The organism is Anaerococcus rubeinfantis (assembly GCF_001487145.1).
GTDB classification, from domain to species: Bacteria; Bacillota; Clostridia; order Tissierellales; family Peptoniphilaceae; genus Anaerococcus; species Anaerococcus rubeinfantis.
In genome coordinates, this window is the sequence record NZ_LN913016.1 from 598,913 (window position 1) to 623,524 (window position 24,612).

General features: G+C 29.5%; 15 protein-coding genes and 1 pseudogene. 15 read left to right on the forward strand and 1 reads right to left on the reverse strand.

The features are described from left to right. The first annotated feature begins 378 nt into the window (after positions 1–378). The 14 genes and pseudogenes from BN3265_RS03760 (at position 379) to BN3265_RS03825 (ending at position 21,321) form a co-directional block, all read left to right on the forward strand. Positions 379–1,332: a DnaJ C-terminal domain-containing protein gene (locus BN3265_RS03760; RefSeq protein ID WP_058990223.1), complete on the forward strand. Its 954-nt coding sequence runs from the start codon at positions 379–381 to the stop codon at positions 1,330–1,332. 9 nt (positions 1,333–1,341) lie between these two features. Beyond that, a complete protein-coding gene (gene clpB, locus BN3265_RS03765; protein WP_058990224.1) occupies positions 1,342–3,921 on the forward strand; it encodes an ATP-dependent chaperone ClpB in 2,580 nt (859 codons plus the stop codon). Between the two features lie 244 nt (positions 3,922–4,165). Next, positions 4,166–6,286 carry an anaerobic ribonucleoside-triphosphate reductase gene (gene nrdD / locus BN3265_RS03770; RefSeq protein WP_058990225.1) on the forward strand — a complete coding sequence of 707 codons (2,121 nt, stop codon included), beginning with the start codon at positions 4,166–4,168 and terminating at the stop codon, positions 6,284–6,286. A gap of 881 nt (positions 6,287–7,167) precedes the next feature. Then, the gene (gene nrdG, locus BN3265_RS03775) at positions 7,168–7,668 is read left to right on the forward strand and encodes an anaerobic ribonucleoside-triphosphate reductase activating protein (protein ID WP_058990226.1); all 501 of its coding nucleotides are present in this window, start codon (positions 7,168–7,170) and stop codon (positions 7,666–7,668) included. A gap of 26 nt (positions 7,669–7,694) precedes the next feature. After that, the gene (locus BN3265_RS03780; protein ID WP_058990227.1) at positions 7,695–8,282 is read left to right on the forward strand and encodes a LemA family protein; all 588 of its coding nucleotides are present in this window, start codon (positions 7,695–7,697) and stop codon (positions 8,280–8,282) included. A gap of 7 nt (positions 8,283–8,289) precedes the next feature. Next, positions 8,290–9,096 (forward strand): TPM domain-containing protein, encoded by an 807-nt coding sequence (locus tag BN3265_RS03785; protein WP_058990228.1) that lies wholly within the window; start codon positions 8,290–8,292, stop codon positions 9,094–9,096. A 277-nt stretch (positions 9,097–9,373) separates the two neighbouring features. Next, positions 9,374–10,840 (forward strand): albumin-binding GA domain-containing protein, encoded by a 1,467-nt coding sequence (locus tag BN3265_RS03790; RefSeq protein WP_058990229.1) that lies wholly within the window; start codon positions 9,374–9,376, stop codon positions 10,838–10,840. 491 nt (positions 10,841–11,331) lie between these two features. Beyond that, positions 11,332–13,662 carry an ATP-dependent DNA helicase gene (locus BN3265_RS03795; protein WP_058990230.1) on the forward strand — a complete coding sequence of 777 codons (2,331 nt, stop codon included), beginning with the start codon at positions 11,332–11,334 and terminating at the stop codon, positions 13,660–13,662. Then, positions 13,663–15,030, forward strand: a complete 1,368-nt coding sequence (gene rlmD / locus BN3265_RS03800; protein WP_058990231.1) for a 23S rRNA (uracil(1939)-C(5))-methyltransferase RlmD — start codon at positions 13,663–13,665, stop codon at positions 15,028–15,030. It begins immediately after the preceding gene. A 58-nt stretch (positions 15,031–15,088) separates the two neighbouring features. Then, positions 15,089–15,610 carry a flavodoxin domain-containing protein gene (locus tag BN3265_RS03805; protein WP_058990232.1) on the forward strand — a complete coding sequence of 174 codons (522 nt, stop codon included), beginning with the start codon at positions 15,089–15,091 and terminating at the stop codon, positions 15,608–15,610. Between the two features lie 165 nt (positions 15,611–15,775). Beyond that, a pseudogene (locus BN3265_RS09770) lies at positions 15,776–16,802 on the forward strand (S66 family peptidase). A gap of 1,005 nt (positions 16,803–17,807) precedes the next feature. Beyond that, a complete protein-coding gene (locus tag BN3265_RS03815; RefSeq protein WP_058990233.1) occupies positions 17,808–19,691 on the forward strand; it encodes a serine hydrolase domain-containing protein in 1,884 nt (627 codons plus the stop codon). 9 nt (positions 19,692–19,700) lie between these two features. Then, positions 19,701–20,384, forward strand: coding sequence for a response regulator transcription factor (locus tag BN3265_RS03820; RefSeq protein ID WP_058990234.1), 684 nt, complete (start codon positions 19,701–19,703; stop codon positions 20,382–20,384). Next, complete coding sequence (locus BN3265_RS03825) at positions 20,374–21,321, forward strand: sensor histidine kinase (RefSeq protein ID WP_058990235.1); 948 nt, start codon at positions 20,374–20,376, stop codon at positions 21,319–21,321. The genes BN3265_RS03820 and BN3265_RS03825 overlap by 11 nt, the downstream gene beginning before the upstream one ends. Positions 21,322–22,334: 1,013 nt before the next feature. Here BN3265_RS03825 and BN3265_RS03830 read toward each other — a convergent pair. Next, a complete protein-coding gene (locus BN3265_RS03830; RefSeq protein ID WP_058990236.1) occupies positions 22,335–23,342 on the reverse strand; it encodes a potassium channel family protein in 1,008 nt (335 codons plus the stop codon). Positions 23,343–23,504: 162 nt separating this feature from the next. On the opposite strand from BN3265_RS03830, the gene BN3265_RS03835 reads away from it, so the two are divergent. Further along, positions 23,505–24,545, forward strand: a complete 1,041-nt coding sequence (locus BN3265_RS03835) for a serine hydrolase (protein ID WP_058990237.1) — start codon at positions 23,505–23,507, stop codon at positions 24,543–24,545. Positions 24,546–24,612: the final 67 nt, after the last annotated feature.

Genomic DNA, 24,612 nt, shown 5'->3' on the forward strand with positions numbered 1-24,612 from the left:
AATAAACCTTCATTAATTTGGAAGTATATATGTTGACAAACCCTCAAGCACGAATATCGGACTCCAAAAATTGTTGATTTCTAAATTTCAAAATTCTAAAATCGCAAACTCGAGCTACGCTCTCAAACAGTGCGATTTTTGACGAATTTTAAAATTTGAAATCAAATCAATTTTTTCCGTATGATATTCTTAGCATGAGGATTTGTTTACTTTGTAAATACCTTTAGCCTTCATTAATTTGAAGGTTTTTTATTTTGAAAATTTTTTAAAAATTTTATTAAAATATTTTTAAAAATTAATATAATTTCCTTGCAAAGTTAATGGAACTTAGTATAGTAAGATTAAGGTCAAAGATGGTCAGAGAATGATGGAGGTTTTATGAAATATCAAGATTATTATGAAATATTAGGTGTAGATAAAAAGGCAAATGCCGATGAAATTAAGAAAGCTTATAGAAAGCTTGCAAAAAAATACCACCCTGACCTTCATCCTGATGATAAAAAGGCCAGCAAAAAATTTGCAAAAATAAATGAAGCTTATGAAGTTTTATCTGATGAAAATAAGAGAAAACAATATGATATGTTTGGACAAAGTGGAAACTTTAGCCAAGGTCAAAATTTTGACCCATCTCAATATGGTTTTTCAGATATATTTTCAAATTTTGGAGCTGGAAATGGATCTTATACCTACACAAGTAGTACAGGGGGATCGTCTGGATTTTCAGATTTTTTTGAAACCTTGTTTGGAGGAGGAAGATCTTCTCAAAGCTCTTCATCCACAAATTTTGGAGGATTCGGATCAAGTTTTAAAAATGGATTTACAAAAGCAAAAAAGTCAAAAATTAAAGCTAAGGTTAATATATCACTAGATGAAGCAATGAGTGGTGTGTCTAGGACACTAAAAATAAAAGACAAAGAAACAAATTCTATAAAAGAAATTAATATAAATATTCCAAGTGGAATGACAAGTGGGAAAAATTTAAAAATTGATGGTTCAAAATATAATTTGAATGCTGATATTTATGTAAAAGTAGAAATTGAGGGGGATTCGACTTACAGGCTAGAAGGACTAGATATTATAAAAAGAGAAAGAATTTCTCCTTGGGATGCTTACTTTGGTGAAAAAATCACTGTCGATAGTCCAAATGGAAAATTTAAAATAAATATTCCAGAAAAAATTGAAGCTGGAAACAAAATTAGGATTAAAGGTAAGGGATATAAGGATTTAAAAGGAAAAATTGGAGATCTTTATATAGAAATTCTTATTGATAATCCAAAAAATTTAAGTGAAGATCAAATTGACCTATATAAAAAATTAAAAGAATTAAATTAGGAGGATATTATGGATTTTAACAAATTTACTCAAAAATCTACAGAAGCTATTAATGAAGCAAGTCAACTAGCTATCAAAAATGCCAACCCAGAAGTTGGCATTATCCACCTAGCTTATGCCTTGGTTGAAGATTCAAATTCTTTCGTAAGCCAAGTTTTAGCTAATATGGGCTTGTACAAAAAAGTGCTTAACAAAATGGAAGAAAAAATGGAAAGTTTGCCAAGCCAATCTGGTTCAGCAAATATTTATCCAAATACAATTTTTCAAAGAATTTTATTAAAGAGTGAAGATTGCGCAAAGAAAATGGGTGACTCATTCATCTCAACTGAACACATCTTCTTAACTATTTTAAACGAAGATACAGAATTAAGCGATTATTTTAAGGAAATCGGCTTAAATACTAAAAATTTTTCAAATGAGCTCAAAAAGGTCAGAAATGGTCAAAAAGTTACAAGTGATAATCCAGAAGAAACAAATAATCCTTTGGAAAAATATGGTAGAAATTTGACTAAAGAAGCAAGAGAAGGAAAAATCGACCCAGTTATTGGACGTGATACTGAAATTAGAAATTGCCAAAGAATTCTTTCTAGAAGAAAGAAAAACAATCCGGTTTTAATTGGTAAACCTGGTGTTGGTAAAACTGCAATTGTAGAAGGACTTGCTCAAAGAATTGTAAATAAAGATGTGCCTGAACCACTTCAAGGAAGGACAATTTTCGCCCTTGATATGGCAAGCTTAGTTGCAGGAGCAAAATACAGGGGACAATTTGAAGAAAGATTAAAGTCGGTTATTGATGAAGTAAAAAAATCTGAAGGACAAATAATTATGTTTATCGACGAGCTTCACACAATTGTTGGGGCTGGTAAGACTGAAGGTTCAATGGATGCTTCAAATATAATGAAACCTATGCTTGCTCGTGGAGAAATAAAAGTAATTGGTGCAACAACCTTAAATGAATACAGAGAATATATAGAAAAAGACGGAGCTCTTGAAAGAAGATTTCAAAAAGTTTTGGTAGATGAGCCAAGTGTTGAAGATACAATTTCAATTTTAAGGGGTATCAAGGATAAATATGAAATTTATCATGGAATTAGAATCCAAGACCAAGCAGTTATAGCTGCAGCAGAGCTTTCAAATCGCTATATAACTGACAGATTTTTGCCAGATAAGGCAATAGATTTGATGGATGAAGCTTGCGCAACTGTAAGAACTGAAATTGATACAATGCCAGAATATTTGGATGAGGAAAAAAGAAGAATTTTACAAGTCCAAATTGAAATTGCAGCTCTTAAAAAAGAAGATGACGAAAAGAGCAAGAAAAGACTAGAATCATTGGAAAAAGAATTGGCAGATGCCAATGAAAGATATAAGGCTGATTTTAATAAGTGGAAAAGTCAAAAAGATTCAATAAATTCTGTAAAAGATATTAAAGAAGAAATTGACAAGGTAAAAGTTGAAATCGAAAAAGCTGAAAGAAATTACGATTTTGAAAAATTATCTGAGCTTAAATATGGAAAACTTACAGAACTTGAAAATAAATTAAAAGAAAAAGAAAAAGACCAAGAAAATAATTCTTCAATAAAAGAAGAAGTAACAGATGAGGACATTGCAGATGTAGTTTCAAATTGGACAAACATTCCTGTAAATAAACTTGTAGAAAGTGAAAGAAGTAAGATTTTGGGACTTGCTGACAAGTTACACGAAAGAGTTATTGGTCAAGATGAAGCAGTTGATAGTGTATCAGATGCAATAATAAGGGCAAGATCTGGACTAAAAGATATAAATAAACCAATTGGCTCATTCATTTTCCTTGGACCAACGGGAGTTGGTAAAACAGAGCTTGCAAAATCACTTGCAGAAGCCATGTTTGATAGCGAAAAAAATATGATTAGAATTGATATGTCAGAATATATGGAAAAATATTCTGTATCAAGATTAATCGGTGCAGCTCCAGGTTATGTTGGTTACGAAGAAGGCGGACAATTGACTGAGGCTGTAAGACGTAATCCTTATTCAGTAATTTTATTTGACGAAATTGAAAAAGCTCACCCAGATGTTTTCAATATTTTGCTTCAAGTTTTAGATGACGGAAGACTAACAGATAGCCAAGGAAGAACTGTTAATTTCAAAAATACAATTATAATTATGACTTCAAATATTGGTTCAACTTATTTGATAGATGGACTAAAAGAAGATGGAACAATTGATGAAGAAAACAGAAAACTTGTCGATTCATCACTTAGAAATTATTTTAAGCCAGAATTTTTAAACAGAATTGATGACATAGTTATGTTTAAGCCACTAACAAGTGATCAAATATTTAAAATTATTGACCTATTAATTGCAGATATTTCAAGAAGACTTGAAGATCGTGATATTACAATCGAACTTAGCAAGCCTGCTCACGAATATATCTTAGAGAAATCCTATGACGTAGAATATGGTGCAAGACCAATCAAAAGATTCTTACAAGCAAATATTGAAACAAATCTAGGAAGAAAAATTATCGAAGGAAATATTATGGAAGGCGATCATGTCATTATAGATTTAGATAAAAATAATGAATTGGTATATGAAGTTAAAAATTAAAGAATAAATATAAAAAGAGAAAATTTCTTTTTGAGATTTTCTCTTTTTCTTTGCCTTTAAATTGGGAAAATTTATTTTTAAAAATTATTTTTCAAATTATATTTATACAAAGACCAGTAAAAAATCCCAAAGATTGGAAAGAAATATACATGCAAAAAAACTAAAAAACACAATATATAGTGTCCTCTTGTTTTGATATATCTATATATGGTATACTAGAAGAGTATTAAAAAAGGAGTGCTATATGGTTAAAGTTGTTAAAAGAAATGGTCAAAAAGTAAATTTTGACAAAGATAAAATAAAAATAGCTATAGAAAAAGCTATGAATTCACCAAATGGTGTTTACATAGAAAATCAGGCAGAAGAAATTGCAAATGAAATAGAAGACAGGGCAAAAGATAAAAGAGAAATTTCAATTTATCAAATTGAAGACCAAGTTTATTACAAACTAATTGATAAGAAAAATCCCGCTACAGCAAAATCATACGAGGCTTATAGGTCAGTCCAAGCCTACAAAAGAGCAGCAAATACTACAGACGATGATATAATCGGCCTACTTGAAAGAACAAATATTGATGTAATGGATGAAAATTCCAACAAAAATCCATTGATTGCTTCAACCCAAAGAGATTTGATAGCAGGAGAAGTGTCAAAAGATTTGGCAAAAAGAAAATTAATTGACGCAGACCTTGTTGAAGCTCACGAAAATGGAGCAATACATATCCACGATCTTGATTATTTAATCCAACCAATTTTTAATTGCTGTTTGGTAAATATGAAAGATATGCTTGATAAGGGAACAGTTATAAATGGAAAGACAATAGAAACGCCAAAATCTTTCCAAGTAGCTTGTAATGTTATGACCCAAATTATTGCCCAAATTGCCTCAAACCAATATGGAGGTCAATCTATAAATATTTCATGTCTTTCAAAATATTTAGAAGTTTCTTACAAGAAAAATTATAAATTGGCAAAAGAAATTTTATCAAGTGAAGAAGAAATAAAGGCTATGGCTGAAAAACTTACCCAAAGAGATTTGGAATCTGGAATTCAAACTATCCAATACCAAATAAATACTCTTATGACATCAAACGGGCAAGCACCTTTTGTTACTTTGTTTATGCACACTGATGAAAATGATCCATACTTGGACCAAACTGTAAGAATAATTGAAGAAATATTAAAACAAAGACTTCAAGGAATAAAAAACGAAGCAGGGGTTTATGTTACACCAGCTTTCCCAAAATTAATCTATGTTTTGGATGAAAATAATGTAAAAAAGGGAAGCAAATATCATTACCTTACAGAATTATCTATAAAATGTACGGCAAAAAGAATGTACCCAGATTATATCTCAGCAAAAAAAATGAGAGAAAATTACGAAGGAAATGTTTTTTCTCCAATGGGATGCAGGGCATTTTTGCCACCATACAAGGATGAAAATGGAAACTATAAATTTGACGGCAGATTTAATATTGGGGTTTGTACAATAAATCTCCCACAAATTGGAATTCTTGCAAAAAATAATGAAGAAAAATTCTTTGAAATTTTAAATAAAAGAATGGATCTTGTAAAAAGAGTTGGGATATTAAGGTATGAGCACTTAAAAGATGTAACAAGCGACTCATCACCAATCCATTTTCAACACGGAGCAATAGCAAGACTTAAACCTCACCAAAGAATAGAACCACTTTTAAAAAATGCCTACGCAACAGTTACAATTGGATATATTGGAATTTATGAAGCATGTAAACTTGTAAAAGGAGTAAGCCATACAAGTAAAGAAGGAAAAGAATTTGCCTTTAAAATAATGGATCTTTTAAATAAGAAAAAAGAAGAATGGATAAAAGAAACCGGACTTCAATTTGCAGTTTATGGAACACCAGCAGAAAATCTTACAAATAGGTTCGCATCAATCGATAGAAAAAGATTTGGAGAGATTGAAGATGTAACTGACAAGGGATATTATACAAATTCTTTCCATGTTGATGTAAGAGAAAATATTTCTGCCTTTGAAAAATTTGATTTTGAATCAAAATTTCAAGATATGTCATCAGGTGGTTGTATTTCCTATGTAGAAATTCCAAATATGGCAAACAATTTAAAAGCTCTTGGAACAATAGTTGAATATATTTATGACCATATCCAATATGCAGAATTTAATACAAAATCTGACTATTGCGCAGAATGTGGTTATGATGGAGAAATGCTTTTAAATGACGACAACCAATGGTATTGTCCACAATGTGGAAATAAAGAAAGATCAAAACTTACAGTAGTAAGAAGAACTTGCGGATATTTGGGAGAAAATTTCTGGAATGAAGGAAGAACTAAAGAAATAAAAGCAAGAGTTTTGCATATATAATAAAAGTCTACATTAATAAACACATAGCGTAAACAAACCCTCAAGCACGTATATCTAACTTCAAAAATTGTTGATTTCTAAATTTTAAAATTCTAAAATCGCAAACTCGCTAACGCTCAAACAATGCGATTTTTGACGAATTTTAAAATTTGAAATCAAATCAATTTTTTCCGTATGATATTCTTAGCATGAGGATTTGTATACTTTATCAACATTCTGAGTCTACATAAGTAGACTTAGATTGTATATAAATTGTAAATGTAGATAATATTTTATTTTAAAATAAAAATTAAGCTACCTACCATCTCGACTAAAGGAGCAAAGTGACTGCATGGAGAGATCTCATGAAATTTCTCCGATCGCTTAATTAATATGATAAATGTATAAAAAATGAATTGATTTTTATTTTATAAATTTAAGTTTATTATATTTGGAAAATAATTTTAAAAACTTGAAAGAAGCGAAGCTTCTTACATGAAAAGCTCCATGCAATGGTCGGTTGTAGGGGGGCAAAAAAGTGGGGGTTGTTAGGGGGAGGAAAAAGGGGGAGAATCGAAACTCCCCCATTTCCTCCGCCCTAACATAACGAAGAATTGATTTTAGAAAGTGAAAAACTTTGTGATAAACAAAAAATATATAATAACATATTACAAACTGTAGACAAACTTAAATTTCACTCATTTCGATCAGATAAATAACCACACGTTTTTCTTGTTCATCCTGATTTATCGTACGTAGTGAGTCGAGAAATCTCATGAGATCTCTCGACTACGCTCGAGATGGGTAGTAGCATAATTTTATTATTATATTATCAATAAATTTTTAAACTTATTTTGTCTATGCCGGAGTCTACATTAGTAGACTTTTTTTATGGAGGATTTATGAGATACGGGCAAATTAGAAAATATGATGTGGCAAATGGTCCAGGGATTAGGACTTCGTTTTTTGTCACAGGCTGTCATGCAAATTGCAAAAATTGTTTTAATGAAGAATATATGGATCCAAATTTTGGAAATTTGTGGACAGAAAAACAAACTCAAGAGATAATTTCATATTTAAAAAAAGATGAAATAGAAGGACTTACAATTTTGGGAGGAGAGCCTTTTGAATCTACAGAAGATTTAATCCAAATCGTAAAAAAAATCAAAAAAGAATCTGACAAATCAATTTGGATTTTTTCTGGATTTTTGTATGAAATTTTAGTGAATATTGAAAATGCAAAAGAACTTTTATCAATGTGTGATGTTTTGGTGGATGGACTTTTTGTAGAAGAATTAAAGGATTTAAGATTAAAATTCAAAGGTTCATCAAATCAAAGAACAATTGATATTAAAAAATCTTTAGAAAGAGGAAAAGTAATCCTCCTAGATGGGTATAATTAAAATAGAAATAATTTTAGGAGGATTAAATGGAAATAAATAAAAAAAGAAAAGGTGTAAGCGGAATTGTTATTGCAATAGTTGCAATAATTGCACTAGCAATAATAATTTTGGTTCCATCATATAACGGACTTGTAAAACAAAAAGAACAACTTGACGAATCCTATGCACAAGTTCAAAATGTTGTTCAAAGAAGAGCGGACTTAATTCCAAATCTTGTAAATACTGTAAAAGGATATTCAAAACACGAAAAAGACACTTTAACAGAAGTAACAAATGCAAGAGCAGGAATAAAAAATGCAAAAGGACCAAAAGAATTGGCAGAGGCAAATGAACAAATGTCTCAAGCTATAAGAAATATCAATGTAGTAGCTGAAGCCTATCCAGATTTAAAGGCTGATAAACAATTTACCCAACTTATGGATGAGCTTGCCGGAACTGAAAATAGAATTTCAGTAGAAAGAAAAAATTATAACTCAGAGGTTAAGGCTTACAATACAAAAGTTAAATCATTTCCTACAAGTATTTTTGCATCAATGATGGGATTTGATAAGGCAGAATATTTTGAAGCTGACGCATCAGCCCAAGATGCTCCACAGGTAAATTTCGGTAGCTAGGTAGACTATGAGAAAAAGAAAGAATATAATAGTAACTATTTTATTTGCCTTTATTCTTCTTTTTCTACCTTCCACATCTTTTTCAGATGATTTGCCAGAATCACCAAACACTTACTACTACGACGAACTCAATTTGATTGACCAAGAAACCAAGGACCATCTTACAAAAGTAAACAAAGAACTTGAACAAAAAACAGGAGCTCAAGTGATTTATGTTTCCTTAAAAGATGTAGAAGACCAACCCATGCAAGTTGGAACAGATCTTTTAAATAAATGGAAAATTGGAGATAAGGAAAAAGATAATGGAGTTTTGATTTTAATCTCCCAAAGAAAAGGCCAAGATAAAAAAGATATTTCAATTATCACAGGCTACGGATTAGAAGGAAGATTAAATGATGGTAAGGTTGGAAGAATTATCGACGAATATATGCTAGATTATATGAGAGAGGGTGATTTTTCCAAAGGAATAACAGAAGGCTTCAACGCCATCGTTTCACAAATTCTAGAAGAATACCAAGTAGAATTGACTGGTGATTATGACGAATATGCTGACAGGCTAAGAGAAGATGAAGACGACGAAATAGATTTAAGAACATTAATAATAATATTTATAATTTTTATCATATTCTCAAGACTTTTCTCAGGAAGAGGAGGTTTTAGAAGCGGAGGATATGGAGGCTTCGGCGGTGGATTCGGGGGCTTTGGAGGAGGATCTTTTGGAGGATTTTCCGGAGGCTCTGGCGGATTTTCTGGAGGAGGATTTTCCGGTGGAGGAGGATCATCCGGAGGCGGCGGAGCTAGCAGAGGAATATAAATTTAAGAGGATTTTGTAATAATTTTAAAATTATTTTACAAAATTCTCTTTTTTTGATTAAAATATTTTTGAAAAATTATATATATTAACTTCGATATAAATACCAATATTTTCAATATTTTCCCTTGAAATATATAATGGCGGTAGAAAAAATATTTTTTAGAGTAAAAATTTTAAATTTAGTAAAAGAAGTATTTATATTTCAAATATTTTTACTTGACTTTATATATATATATATATATAATGGTGATATAAAAATAATATTAAGGAGTGAATTATGAAAAATAATAAAAAATTAGTATTGGGTTCAGTTGTAGCCCTAGCACTATCAGTTAGTGTTCTTGCACCTAACTTTACAAAAGCTGAAGAAGCAGCACCAGCAAAACCAGCTACTGAATCAGTTGGAACAAATGATGCGCCTGGAAAAACAGATGCACAAAAAATCAGTGAAGCTCAAGCTAAAGCTAAAAAACAATTAGATGATGCTGGCGTACCATTTGAAAATCAAAAAGATGTTCTTGCTTATCCAAATAATGTTTATAATATTGAACAAAAAACAAATGAAATTTTAGCTAACCAAAATAAGAAAAATCAAGAATTAGCTAAAACACCTTTAGGAAAAGCAAAATTGGCAGCAAAAGCTGAACTTAAAGCAGCTGGACTTCATTTAGATGCTTATAATAGTCAAATAGATAATGCTGCAGATTTATATTCTGTAGAACAAGCTAAAGAAGCTGCGCTTAAATCTGCAAAATCAAACGGTTTAATAAGCATAGATGATTACAATAAAAAAGAAGCAGAAGCAAAAGCAAAAGAAGAAGCTGCAAAAAAACCTTTGGCAGATGCAAAAGCAGCAGCATTAGCTGAACTTCAAAAAGCTGGACTTGGTAACAGTAAAAATGAATTTGTAAAAAGAGTTAATGAAGCAACAACTGTTTATGATGTAGAACAAGCTAAAGATGCAGGTCTTGAATGGGCAAAAGAAAACCTAACAACAATAGATGATTGGAATGAAAAAGAAGCTTCAAAAACAAGAAGATTAACTATTGATCAATGGTTAGAATTACAAAAGAAAAAAGAAGAAAAACCTTCTGATGATAAAAAAGTAACAATAGACGAATGGAATCTTGCAAATGCTAAAAAAGAAGCAATCGAAGAATTAAAAGCAGCAGGAATCACAGGACAAATCTATTTTGACCAAATCAACAAAGCTAAAACAGTTGAAGGCGTAGAAGCTTTGAAAGCTGAAATTTTAAAAGCTCACGCAGAAAAACCAGTTGATCCAGAAGAACCTGAAAACTCAGAAGACGATAAAAAGCCTGAAGATGATAAAAAACCATCACTTGATGATTTACTTGATATTGAAAAAATTAAAGATTTAGCTAACAAAGATGATGATAAAGATATAAGTGATTTATTTGACTTTAGTAAAATCAAAGAAGAAGCTGAAAAAGATCCTGAAAACAAAGACATCTGGGATGAATTTATTAAGCTTATTAAAGATGATAAATCTTCAAAAGAATTTTTAGCAGCTTTAGAAAAAGATCAAGATAAATTTGCAAAACTATTTGATTTCTCAAAAGTTGATGAAAACGGAAAAGTTAAAGAAACAAAAGAATCAAAAGAAGTTAAAAAAGAAAATAGAAAAGCTAACAACGTTCAAACAGGTGTAGCAGGACTTACAGGTGTTGTAGCAACTCTTGCAGCAGCATCAGCAGCTCTTTTCAAATCAAAAAGAAAATAATTTATTTTAAATAAAAATTATATCTCTCTCAAGAAAATATCCTGAGAGGGATATTTTTTTGTGCTTTTTTATTTCTTATTAAAAAAATTATGAAAAATCAAATAATACTATATCAAAATAAAACTACGCCACCTACCATATCGACTAGATGATTGTGCCTTGATTTGGCACAATCATCCCTAAAACTAGTGCAGATTTATAACCGTTGATTTCGGTTATAAATCCTGAAAACTAGTGCGAGAGCACGGAAGAATTTACGCAGTAAATGAGTTTTCATAAGCACGGAGATGTTTACGAAGCAAAAGTGTTTTAGTAGGAGCGAGGCGACTGCACGGAGATCTCAAGAGATCTCTCGACTACGCTCAAGATGAGGGCGAAGAATTTTTATGTTAATATAATAAAATCTTCTAATATTAATAATTTTATTTTGAAATTTTCCTTTGATTTCAAATTATTATATTAAAAATGATATAATAAATTAAGGTGATTAAATGCATATAAAAACTTCTGTTAGAAAACTTATAGAATTTGTTATGAGAAGTGGGGATATTGATAATTCTTTTAGGGACAATAATAGGATGGTCGAAGGAATTAAAGCCCATCAAAAAATTCAAAAATCTTATGATAAAAACTACCAAGCTGAATTTTATCTTAAAAATATTACTAAAATTGACGAGATGGAATTTCACGTTGAGGGTAGGGCGGATGGTCTTTTGAAAAAAGATGGAAAAATAATTATTGATGAAATAAAATCTACCACAAGAAATCTCGATAAATTAGATGATTCAAATAAACTACACTGGGCTCAAGCTTTTTGCTATGGGTATTTTTATGGTGTAAAAAATGATTTGAAAAATATTACTATAAGACTTACTTATGTTTCATTAGATGATTACAAGACAAAAACTTTTGAAAAAGAGAAAAGTCTTGACGAGCTTTACGAATTTTACATAAATTTATTAAAAGAATATATTAATTTCTCAAAAATTTTATCCAAAAACCTTAAAAAAAGAAACATCAGTGCAAATAATTTGACTTTTCCCTATGATGGGTACAGAAAAGGGCAAAGGAAGATGGCTGTTGCTGTTTATAGGGCGATTCTTGATAAGAAAAATTTATTCGTTGATGCTCCGACTGGAACTGGAAAGACTATTTCTACAATTTTTCCTGCAGTTAAATCTTTGGGTGAAGGCTTGACTGATAAAATTTTCTACCTTACTTCAAAAAATACAACTGCAAAAGAAGCTTTAAAGTCCTTGTATTTGTTGAAAGAAAAAAATCTATCGATTAAGGCAATTTCAATTACAAGCAAGGAGAAGATTTGTTTAAATGATGAGATTTCCTGCAATCCTGAAGATTGTCCCTTTGCAAGGGGGCATTTTGATAGGGTAAATGATGGATTAAAAGATATTTTGGAAAACGAAGATATAATGGACTATGATATCATAACTTCCTATTCAGAAAAACACCGACTTTGTCCTCTTGAATTTGAGCTTGATATAGCACTTTATTCTGACCTTATAATTTGCGATTACAATTATGTTTTTGATCCAAATGTTTATTTGAGAAGATTTTTTGATGAAAATGTTGATGAGTATTTGTTTTTAATTGATGAGGCTCACAATCTTTTGGAAAGGTCAAGAAGTATGTTTTCTCACACTTTTGTTGATTCTAATTTTAAAGAATTAAGAAGTTCCATGGATTTGAAAAAGGACTTAAAAATTATTAAATCAATTGACTCAATTTTGGATGAATTTGAAAAGATGTATAAAAATTATGGGAAAAAATTATTTTATTATTCGACTGATAATAATGATGATTTTGACAAAAAACTCATGACTTTATCAAAAAAATTGGAAAAAATTTTGATAAAGGATAAAAAAAGAGATGATTATGATAAAATAGAAGATATGTTTTTTGAAATAAACCATCATTTAAAAATTTCTGATAATTTCATGGAGGGATTTTATCAAACCTTGACCTATGATGAAAATTCTATGGAGAAAATTTATGAAATTAAGTGTATTGATCCTTCGAAAGTTTTAAAAGAAAAGTATAAACTTGCAAGATCAAGTATATTTTTTTCAGCAACCCTTTCTCCCATGAATTTTTACAGAAAAATGCTTGGAGCTACTGATAGTTTGAAAGTTCACTTGGATTTACCTTTTGACAAAAAAAACTTTGCTCTTTTTGCAAGTCCGATTTCAACTAGATACAAGGACAGGAATAATAATTTAATAGATATAGCCGATCTTATCCACGAATTTATAAATGCAAAAAAGGGAAATTATTTTATATTTTTCCCTTCATTTTCTTACCTAACAGATGTTTATGAATATTACAAGGAAAATTATAATGATGATATTTTAGTTCAAGAAAGGTCCATGTCCCCGATAGAAAGACACAAATTTTTGCAAAATTTTACTTATGAAAGCGAAAAGACTGCATTTTTGGTTTTGGGTGGAATATTTTCTGAAGGAGTCGACCTAAAAGGAGATAGGCTAATTGGTTCAATGGTGATTTCAGTTGGAATGCCAGGAGTTAGTGATGAGAGAAATCTTATAAAAAATCATTTTGACCAAATATCCCACAACGGTTTTGATTATTCTTACACCTATCCAGGCTTAAATAAAATTTTCCAAGCAGCAGGAAGACTAATAAGAGGAGAAAAGGACAGGGGAATAATTTATTTGGTGGATGATAGGTTTTTGTGGGATAAGTACAGAAGGCTATATCCAAGACATTGGTCAAATATAAGAGAAGTAAAAAATAAAAAAGAATTAAAAATCTTGGTTGAAAGATTTTGGAATAGAGGAGAATAGATGAGAGAAAAAGCGATAAAAGATGTAGAAATAATTGATATGTCTTATCCAAATATTTCTATAGGAAAAATTGACGAAGAAAAAACAGTCCAATTTAAGGGCGGAGTTTTGGGACAAAAAGTAAGGGTGAAAATAACCAAAAACAGGGGAAAAAATAAAAAAGGAAAATTTATGGAAGTTTTGGAAGAATCAAAAATTGAAAATTCCAAAGAATTTTGCCCTCATGCAGGAATATGTGGAGGATGTTCTTACCAAAAAATGGGATATGAAACAGAACTTCTATTAAAGCATAACATGATAAAAAAACTTTTGAAAAATTCTCACATAGATGTTTCAGATTTATCCATTGTTAGAAGCCCAAAAATCAAGGAATACAGAAATAAAATGGAATACACTTTTGGAGATTCTTACAAGGACGGACCACTTGTTTTGGGACTTCACAGGCAAAATAGATTTTACGAAATTGTCGATACAGATGGGTGTAATATTGTCGATAATGATTTTGAGACAATTAGAAAATATGTTCAAGAATATTTCAGAAAAAGAAATACAAGCTTTTACCACAAAAAAGCTCACACAGGACTTTTGCGTAATTTAATAGTAAGAAAAGCCATGCACACTGGAGAGATAATGGTCATACTTGTGACAAGTTCAGATAAGTCCTTTGATCCGATGAGAAGAGATTTATTTGCCAATAGTCTTTTAAATGCCAAAACCAAGGGAAGAATTGTTTCGATTTATCATGTGATTAATGACAGCTTGTCAGATGCAGTAAAAGTAGATTCAATGGAGCTTTTATTTGGGAAAAAATACATAGAAGAAAAAATGAACGATTTGAAATTTCAAATTTCCCCATTTTCATTCTTCCAACCAAATGTATTTACAGCAGAAAAAATCTACCAAAAAGCCATAGAATTATCGAGCCTAGATAAAAACAAAAACGTCCTAGACCTATATTCAGGAACAGGAACCATAACCCAATTATTTGCAAAAGCCGCAAATAAGGCTGTGGGAATAGAAATAGTAGAAGAAGCAGTAGAAAAAGCCTTTGACAACGCAAAAGAAAATCAAATCGAAAATATAGACTTCATAGCAGGAGACGTTTTAGAAAAAATCGAGCAAGTAAAAGGGAAATACGACATAGTAGTCCTAGATCCACCAAGAGAAGGAATAAATCCAAAAGCAATCAAAAAAATAATGGACATAGACCCAGAAGAATTTATCTACATCTCATGTAATCCCAAAACCCAAGTAAGAGACCTAGAAATTTTCAAAGAAAACGGCTACAAAATAAAAAACTACCAAGCCTTTGACCAATTTCCTAGGTCAAGACATGTTGAGACAGTAGTATTGATGTCAAGGAAATAAGGAGAAAGATTGTACAAAAGTAAGATGTAAAATTCATTAAAACAAGGAGGGGATCTTAGTGAAGGTTGTTTATGGTTCTGTGTATGGACACGCACAAAGATACGCTGAAAGTTTCGCAAATAGTTTTAATACAAAGTCTATAAGTTACAAAAACATCGATCGGTTTAAAAGTGAAGATTTCATTGTATACTTTGGGAGCCTTTATGCAGGTGGTGTTAAGGGACTAGAAAAAATAAAAGGACTACCTAAAAATTTTATTCTAGTTACAGTAGGGCTTTCAGATCCAAACAAATCTGAAAACATAAAAAGTATCAAGAAATCTATAAAATTATCCGAAGAGAAGCTTGATTTTGACATAACAAAAGTTTTTCATTTACGTGGCGGCATCGATTATAAACATTTAAAATTGCATCACAAAGTTATGATGAGACTACTGTACATGAAAATAAAGAACATGCCGAAAGAGGAGTCTAACGATGAGAATAAAACCATGATCAATACTTATGGAAGTAAAGTTGATTTTGTTGACTTATCTGAACTGGAGCCTATTATAGAATATGTAAAAAAATATAGTTTTTAAAAGATAATTAAAAATACCATTAGGAGCATTTATTATGCTCCAACACGTCGACTTATGCTGGCATACAAGGATTAAAAAACTCAAATGTTATCCACACTATATTCTCAAACCACTGCGAAGCTGTTGTGTTGCTATCAAGAAAATAAGTGTCTACAAGGAGGAAAAATGATTAAGAAATTAGGAATTGTTAGTTTATCTAATGGTGTTTTGGGGAAAGTTTTATTGAGCATGAAATAAAAATAGGATTAGACAGATTAAATAAGCTAGGAGTAGAAATAGAGTTTTTACCTAATTCTTTGAAAGGTATTGATTTTTTAAAAAATCATCCAGAAACTAGGGCAGATGATTTGATATTTGCTTTTGAAGATGACACTATTGATATGATTTTATGTGCTATTGGTGGAGAAGATACTTATAGATTAGCACCTTATCTGTTCGAAAGAGATAGATTAAAAAATATTGTTAAACAAAAACTTTTTTTAGGCTTTTCTGACTCAACAATAAATCACTTTATACTAAATAAGCTTACATAAAAACATTTTATGGTCAGGCTTTCTTGCCAGATGTGTGCGAACTATCTGCTGATATGTTAGCTTATACAGAAAAATACTTTTTAGAACTTATAAAAACAGGGAAAATAAATGTGATACATCCTAGTGAAGTTTGGTATGAGGCAAGGGAAGATTTTAGCGAGAAAGCTATTGGAAAAGGAATGAAAAGCCATAGTAATACTGGTTTTGAGCTTTTGAGAGGAAATCCTATATTTAGTGGAAAAATTTTAGGCGTATGCATAGAATCAATATATGATATGATCGATAATTCTAGATTTGAAGATACAGTAGAAATTTGTAGCAAATATGAGTTATTTCCAAGCCTTGAGGCATGGGAGAATAAGATTTTACTTATAGAATCAAGCGAAGAAAAAACAAAACCAGATTTATATAGGAAAATGATACTTGCTCTAAAAGACTACGGGATATTTCATAAATTATCAGGAATACTAGTAGGGAAACCTCAAAATGAAATCTATTATGAGGAGTATAAATCTATTTTATTAGAAGAAATTACCAATAAAGATTTACCTATTGTTTATAATATAAATATTGGACACTCAACTCCAAGATGTATAATTCCTTTTGGGATAGAAGCAAAAGTAAATGTAAGTAAACAAACTATATCCTTCAATTATTAAACAAAATTGAGCTAAGCCATGAACTGTTTTTTCCTACTTTAGAATGATTTAGTAAATTATAAGATGTTTATTGATTGGCATATTCCCACATACTAGGCTTTTGAAAAAAATTAAATTTTATCCATACTAATCACTCAAGCCATGTAGAATCAGCTGCTTTTCTTGAAAAAATTAAATAGAATTTTATAAGACTTTTAGGATAATTAATGAACTCTAAAAGTCTTTTTTTGAATATTTTTAGTAAAAAAGATTAAATAATCAATAAAAATATAAACAATTACAAGGAGATTTAAGATGAAGATTTAGTTATAAAATTAACATAAAAGTTTATAGTTTATGAAGAAAACATGAAAGTAGTATTTAAATCTGGACATAATGTTGAGATTGATTAGTAAACAGTTCATTTTATAAGGCTATTTTTATTTTTCTTAATATGATACATAATGTAATGAGCCCCCTAAAATCAGCTTAAAAGTTCAATTTAGAGGTCTTTTGTATTGAATTGAAAGTGATATTGCAACAATTGGAGCAAATTAAGTTCGTGATTAATACATCAAATGGAGTTTGATAATATATACATTTTCCAAGTCTATTATTAAACTCCATTTATATTTTTAATTAACTCTCCAATTTCAAATTTAGTCAAATCAGTTTTTTTGGATAATATTCCTTCAACAATCCATTTGAATTTTCATTTTAATTTTACTTGGTCTTTTACGTATGGAAGTTCCAATGTTATACTTACTTCTGATTTTTTTTGCTTTTCTTGATTTTCTTTTCTTCTAACTTTATTGTAAATGATAAACTAAAAGTGGTCCGAAAATCTTTAAATTCATCAACTCTGATAACTTTATAATTCAGCCTACATTAAATAATAGCAAATGTTCATGAATCAAAAAATTAATATTGAGTTAATACTTGGTTTAAGTTTTGTTAATGTCCATCTTTTATAATTAATTTAAGGTTAAATTTTATAATCAATTTAATATTAAAGAGGAGAACATAATGAAAAGGAATATTTGGGTGTTTATCATTATAACTTTATTTGTAGTTTTACTGAATTCTGAAAATAGTTATGGAAAAGAGTTATATAATAAAGATGAGGATATTAAAAAGATAGAAATAAACATAGACAAATATGTAGAAAAATATAAGGATGGTCTTGTATCTTGTCAGATAGCTGTTTTTAATGGAGATAGAATCTCACTTGAAAAAACTTATGGCTATAAAAACATAGAAAATAAAGCTTTAGCAGACTTTGATACCGTCTACGATTGGGGGAGCTCTTCCAAGCTTTTGGTTTGGGTCTCTGTCATGCAGTTGTATGAAGAAGGTAAGATTGATCTAGACGAAGATATAAGAGTTTATCTTCCAGATGAATTTTTAAAAAAGATAAGATATAAAGATGAGAAAATTACCATTAAAAACCTCATGAGTCATAATGCAGGTTTTCAAGAAAGTTTCTATGAAAACCAGTTAGCAACTGAAGATCAGTTATATAGTAATCTTGAAGAAGCCGTCAAATCATGTGAGCCATACCAAGCATACCATGTCGGTGAATACACAGCGTATTCAAATTGGGGGACAGCACTTGCTGCATTGATTGTAGAAAATGTGAGCAAGGAAAGCTATACATCCTATGTGAATAATCATATTTTCAAACCTCTAAACATGAGTCATACCTCAATAGACCCTAAATTTTTAGACAATCACTATGTTAAGGATAGAAGAAATGAGTTATATTGTTATTATAGGGGTGAAAAAATAGAAGATAATCAAGATTTAGGAACAGCACGTTCTTACGTACAGCTATACCCTGCAGGTGCCTGTGTAGGTACTTTACATGATTTTGCAAAATTTGGACAAGCCTTTGTTTCAAAAGAAAATCCATTGTTTAAAAAAGAAGAAACTAGACGTGAAATGTTTGAGCCGACTTCACATTATTCAGATAGCAATATAAGTAAAAATTGCCACGGTCTGTGGACTTTAGAATATGGAGTTCAAGTTCTAGGGCATGCCGGTAATACTATGGGATGCTCTTCTAATCTAGTTTTCAATCCAAAATCGAATACTGGAATTGTAATAATGACCAATGAGCCTGGTGAAACCATATTTAATTATGGATTGCCTAAAGTATTATACGGAAGTATTAAAGATAGGAAAGGAATAGATACTAGTGGTGTTTCATCTGATGATATTTCAGGTTTTTATATTCAAAAGAGAAATATATCAGAGGGCATGGGTAAATTTCAGCAGTACATAGGGGGAATCTTACCTATAAAGAAAGTAGCTAGAGACAAGTATTCACTAAATCTTTTTGGCTTTAGTATAGGCGATACAAATATTTTTAAAATTGATAAAAATTCATATCTTATGGATAATGGAAATGGTTTAGAAATGTTTATGCACAAATCAAAAACCAAAGCGAACGATAATAGGCTTGAGATGATGTCTACCGACTACGTTGCCCACAAATCGAATAAATCAATGTTTTTATTCTTATGCATAGCAATATTCTTAGGAATAATAAGCCTAATTTTATTAGTTGGAAAGTTTATCTTTTTAATATTTAAAAATATAAAGAATAAAACTGTAAACTTCAATAAGAACATTGCCATAATACAAGTATTATGGGGTATTATTACGGTTGGCATATTATTTTATTTAGCAAGTGACAAGGTATTCACGCCAAAAAATGCAGTTATAACCGGAATCGTTATTGCAGTAATGGGACTTGTATCATTAATTAATGGACTTAAGTTGTTTATGATATCTTCTAATGGAAAATCAGGAAAAGAAAAAATATATTTACTATTTGGAGGATTTATTTCTTTTGTTTTCACCATATTTGTCATATTATTTAAGTTTTATAATTTTTGGAATTTATAAGGAGAAAATATGAAAAAAATATTAATAGCTGATGATGAAGTGGAAATTGTAAAGTTAGTCAGTCTATACCTGGAATCAGATAATTATGAGTTGTTTTGTGCTTATGACGGAGATGAAGCAAAGGAGATTTTAGAAAAAAAAGATATCGACCTTGCGATAATAGATATTATGATGCCAAAGATAAACGGATATGAACTCATAAAACACATTAGAGATAAAAATAAAAAGTATGAAAAATATATTCCTATTATTGTAATTTCGGCAAAAGTTCATCTAAGTGATAAGATTTTAGGACTAGAACTAGGTGCTGATGATTACCTTACAAAGCCTTTTGAGCCTTTAGAGTTAGTGGCAAAGGTAAAAGGAGAATTTAGAAGAAATGAACACAGTTTAGTAAATAAAGACAAGCCAAAGATAACTATAGGAGAGATTAGTCTAAATATCCACCAATGTACACTTGAGAAAAATGGTAATATTATTAACTTAACCGGTAGTGAGTTTAAAGTTCTAAAGTTATTTATGAAAAACCCACGAAGAGTTTTTACAAACGAACAAATTTACGAATATGCTTGGTCAGAGACTTCAGTTGTTGACGACAACACTATTAGGGTTATTATCAGCAAACTGAGATCTAAAATTGGACATGAGCATATTGTGACAATAAGAGGGCTTGGTTATAGATATGAAAAGTGATGAAAATAAATTTGTTAGAAATAAAATAATTAAAAGCTTTATAATAAACATATCAATACTTTGGTTATTAGAAACTTTAGCAGATGAATTGATGAATTGGGTTGACGAATCTTCAAAAAACATAAGCAAGCTTTTAGATATAAGTCAATCTACTTTTATGTACATTACAATAGCTTTCTACCTTGTAATATCTGTATTTCCATTATTTGTAAGTGCCTATATGTTTTATAAATTTACTAACAAAGTTTTAGAAAATGAAAGTAAAAAAAGACTTAATGAATATAATATGATATTTGCAGCTATTGCACACGATTTGAAAACCCCTATGACTTCTATTCAGGGATTTTCTAGAGCTTTAATGGATGAGAAGATTCCTCAAAAAGATCTAAAGCCAACATACAACTTAATCTATAATAAAACTAAATATACAAATGATCTACTTAATACAATGTTTGAGTATTCAAAACTTGGAACAATAGATTATGAATTAAAAAAAGAAGAATTTGATTTAACAATTTTATTAAGAAATTTGATAGCAGATCATTTTGAAGATTTTGAAGATAAAAACATTGATATCGAAGTAAATATACCAGATTATCCTATACCAGTTATAGCAGATAAAAAAGAGATAAAAAGGGCTATAGAAAATTTAATAATAAATTCTTATACTCATAATAAAAAAGGAAGCAAAGTATGTGTTAGTTTATATAACAAAGATAAAAATTCATTTATTTCTATAAGAGATAATGGAGAAGAAATCTCAAAAGATAAAGATATTTTTAAAGCATTTGTTACATCCAATAAAAATCGAACAGGTGGGAAAGGTACAGGTCTGGGGCTTGTTATTAGTAAAAGAATTGTAGAGAGACATGGAGGAACAATTGAGCTAAAGAATACTATAGGTAAATATAATAAAGAATTTACATTGAAGATATAATCAAAGATATTTTAAAAAGTCGTTTTTCAAAAGACTATGTAATATCAAAACAAAAAATAATAAATAATTTTCGATAAATCTTGTCTACTATATTTATGTAGTAAAAATTGTGATTATGATTTGAGGTGTAGAAGTTGAGAAAAAGTATAAACATGTTATTTATTGTAATTATTTGTATAGGTGGTAATGATATATTATAAGTAAATTTAGATTTAGAGATAATTTAAAACATAAGAAATATACTTATGAATATATTTTCACATACTAGACTTCCTTAAAATATTAAATTTTATCCATACTGACCACTCAAGCCAAACAGAAGCAGTTGCCTTAATTCAAAAATCATGATTTTATAAATCTTGACAAATTATATATTGAAAATCGAAATTTTTTATAGCTACTAATGATGATTATAATAATAAGATAAAATCATAGATTAGCTATATCTTATATACAAATTTTCAAATAGAATAACATCAAGGTTTAAATTATAAAATAAATTGGAATAAGCTTAAAGATTTATCTATATTAAAATATTAAAAAATATTTTTTCTTTCAAAAAAGAGTAGGATTTGCTATATATTAAAAGTAAAAATTCTTATGAAAATAAAAACGGAAAAATTTATTTAATTGAAGGAAGTTATAATATTTATAGAGTAAAATTTAAGGAGTTTTCAAAATTATTAGAGATGGTTTTTATAGAATATGAAAAAGGCTACTACTTGGTTAATAGTCTCAGACTGTTAACATACTAAAAAAATTTCATTTAGACCTAATCTAGTGGTGGGTAGAAATCTCACTAGATTTCTCCATGACTTCGTTTCACTCACACTAAAACACATTTGATTTACAAGCCTTCTTCGTGATTTCTCACTTAGTTTTAGGGATGATTGTGCTAAGCCAAGGCACAATCATCTAGTCGAGATGGTACGTAGTTTAAATTTTATTTTAAAATAAAATATTATCTACATTCATACTTTGTCTACGCTCTGAGGCATTATTGACTAATAGTCTTATTTTATTTCATCACCCAGATGTCTTAATTTGTCAACTTGTTCTTCTCTTCCGAGAACTATAAGAACATCTCCTATTTTAAATGTATAATCAACAGGTGGATTGAAAATCATGGTCTCGTCTTCAATCTTTTTTATAGCTAGGACAATAAGTCCAGTTTTTTTAGGGATTTGTGCTTGAAGTAAATTTTTGTTTTCTAAGTATGAGTCTTTTTTTACAATAACTTCTTCAAGATCAAGCTCTACATCTCCAATTCTTGTTGCTACATTTAAAAATGAGATTATATTTAGTTTTATCATCAATGATGCCATTCTTTTTCCACTTATTTCTACAGCTGATAGTGTTTTATTTGCACCAACTTTTAATAATTTTTTGCTTCCAGATTTTGTAATGGAATTTGCAATTATATATATTTTTTTATTAAGATTTCTTGCAGTAAGGACGGTTACTATATTATCTACCTCGGAATCGAGAGTTGAAATCAGTCCCTTAGCTTTTGTGACTCCAGCTTTTTCTAAAACTTCTTCTTCAGTAGAATGACCTTCAACCACCAAAATATTGTGATGACTATAATCGTCAAGGTCTTCACGCTTATCTGTAATAACTACAAAATTTAAATTTTCATTCATAAATTTTTGAATAATAACTTCTGCAAGCTCTCCCGATCCACAAATTATATAGTGATCACTTAGAGCAGAAATTTTTCTTTCCATTTTATTTCCCTTCCATAAATCTGCAAATTTACCTTCAACAAACATAGCAACAATTGTTGTAAATGCATATCCAACTATACCAACGCCTAAAAATATCATAAATACTGAAAAAAATTCGGATTGATCACTAGTTATACCGACTTCAGTAAAACCTACAGTTGATATAGTTATGACTGTCATGTATAAGGCATCAATAAAATCTACTTCAAGTAATTTCATATAACCAACCACACCAATAACTAACAAAAGTATAAAGGCATATAAAATAAATTTAAGTTTTCTTTTCTCTTCCATAAGCTTTCCTTATTGATTTGATTATAAAATACTAGATGGCTAAATTGGGTGCTTTATTCATGGTATAAATTAAATCTATTTAGTTATATATTTTTAATAAAATTTGACACATATTTGTTTATAGTCTAGCATTAAATTAGTAATACATATTTTGGGGGGACTATGAATAAAAATAGGAAAATCTTATCTAGTTTTACCTTTATTTTAATTATTTTTATTTTTACTTCAATCTTTAATTTTTCTAAGGCAGATGAGAGTAAAAAAAATATGTCTAGGAAACTTTCTGGGAAAAATAGTGTGATTGGATTTAAATCAGACAGATATTTAAATGAAATTGAGATGATTTATGATTCTAATAATTTTAAGGTTCAAGAAAAGGATTCTAAATTAGATAATATAAAAAATGAAAATTCAAGCAAGGAAGATGATTATCTTTATAAGGAAATAAATAAAATAATTTCTGAGGAAACTGAAAATTTAGATGGTAATTGGCAAGTTGCTGTTGATAGTATCAGGGGAAAATCTAATATTTCTATTGAAAGAAAGTCTTCACCTAAAAATATTAATCAATCTTCTGCTTCAACTATAAAAATTTTTGTAGGTATAGAGACTTATAGGCAAGTTGAAGAGGGAATTTTAGCTGAAAAAGATGTAGATGAAGATCTTTATTTGATGCTTAGAAATTCTGATAATGAAGCAACTAATAGATTAATTGATTTAATTGGTGACAATAATATGGATAAGGCTAGTAAAAATGTTGGAAGAATTATTTATAAAATCACTGGAGCAAATAGGACTGGTCTTTATACTAGAATGAACCAAAGAGGAAAGAATAATGTTGCTAGTGCTAAAGATTTAAATAAGGGTTTGATTGCAATATATGAGGGGAAAATTGTTAACGAAGAGCATTCTAAAAAAATGATTAAGGCAATGGCAAATAATACTACAACTTCTAAATTTAAACTATTGGGGAAATTACCCAAAGGTGCAAAGGGATTAAACAAATCTGGAGAATATCCTGATGGTGGAGTAGAAAACGATGCAGCTATAATTGATGTTGGGGATAGTGTTTTTGCTATTTCATTTTTGGGTGAACATCCTGGCCCTGTTAGCCATAAATATGGTGAACAAGCTATAGCTATGCAAAATTTAGGAAAAAGAATATCTGAAGCTTATATGAACTTTGACAAAGATAATGAATAATTTAAAAGTTTTTATTATATTTAAATTCTGTATTATTTTAGACTGTCATATATTAATAAAAATATTA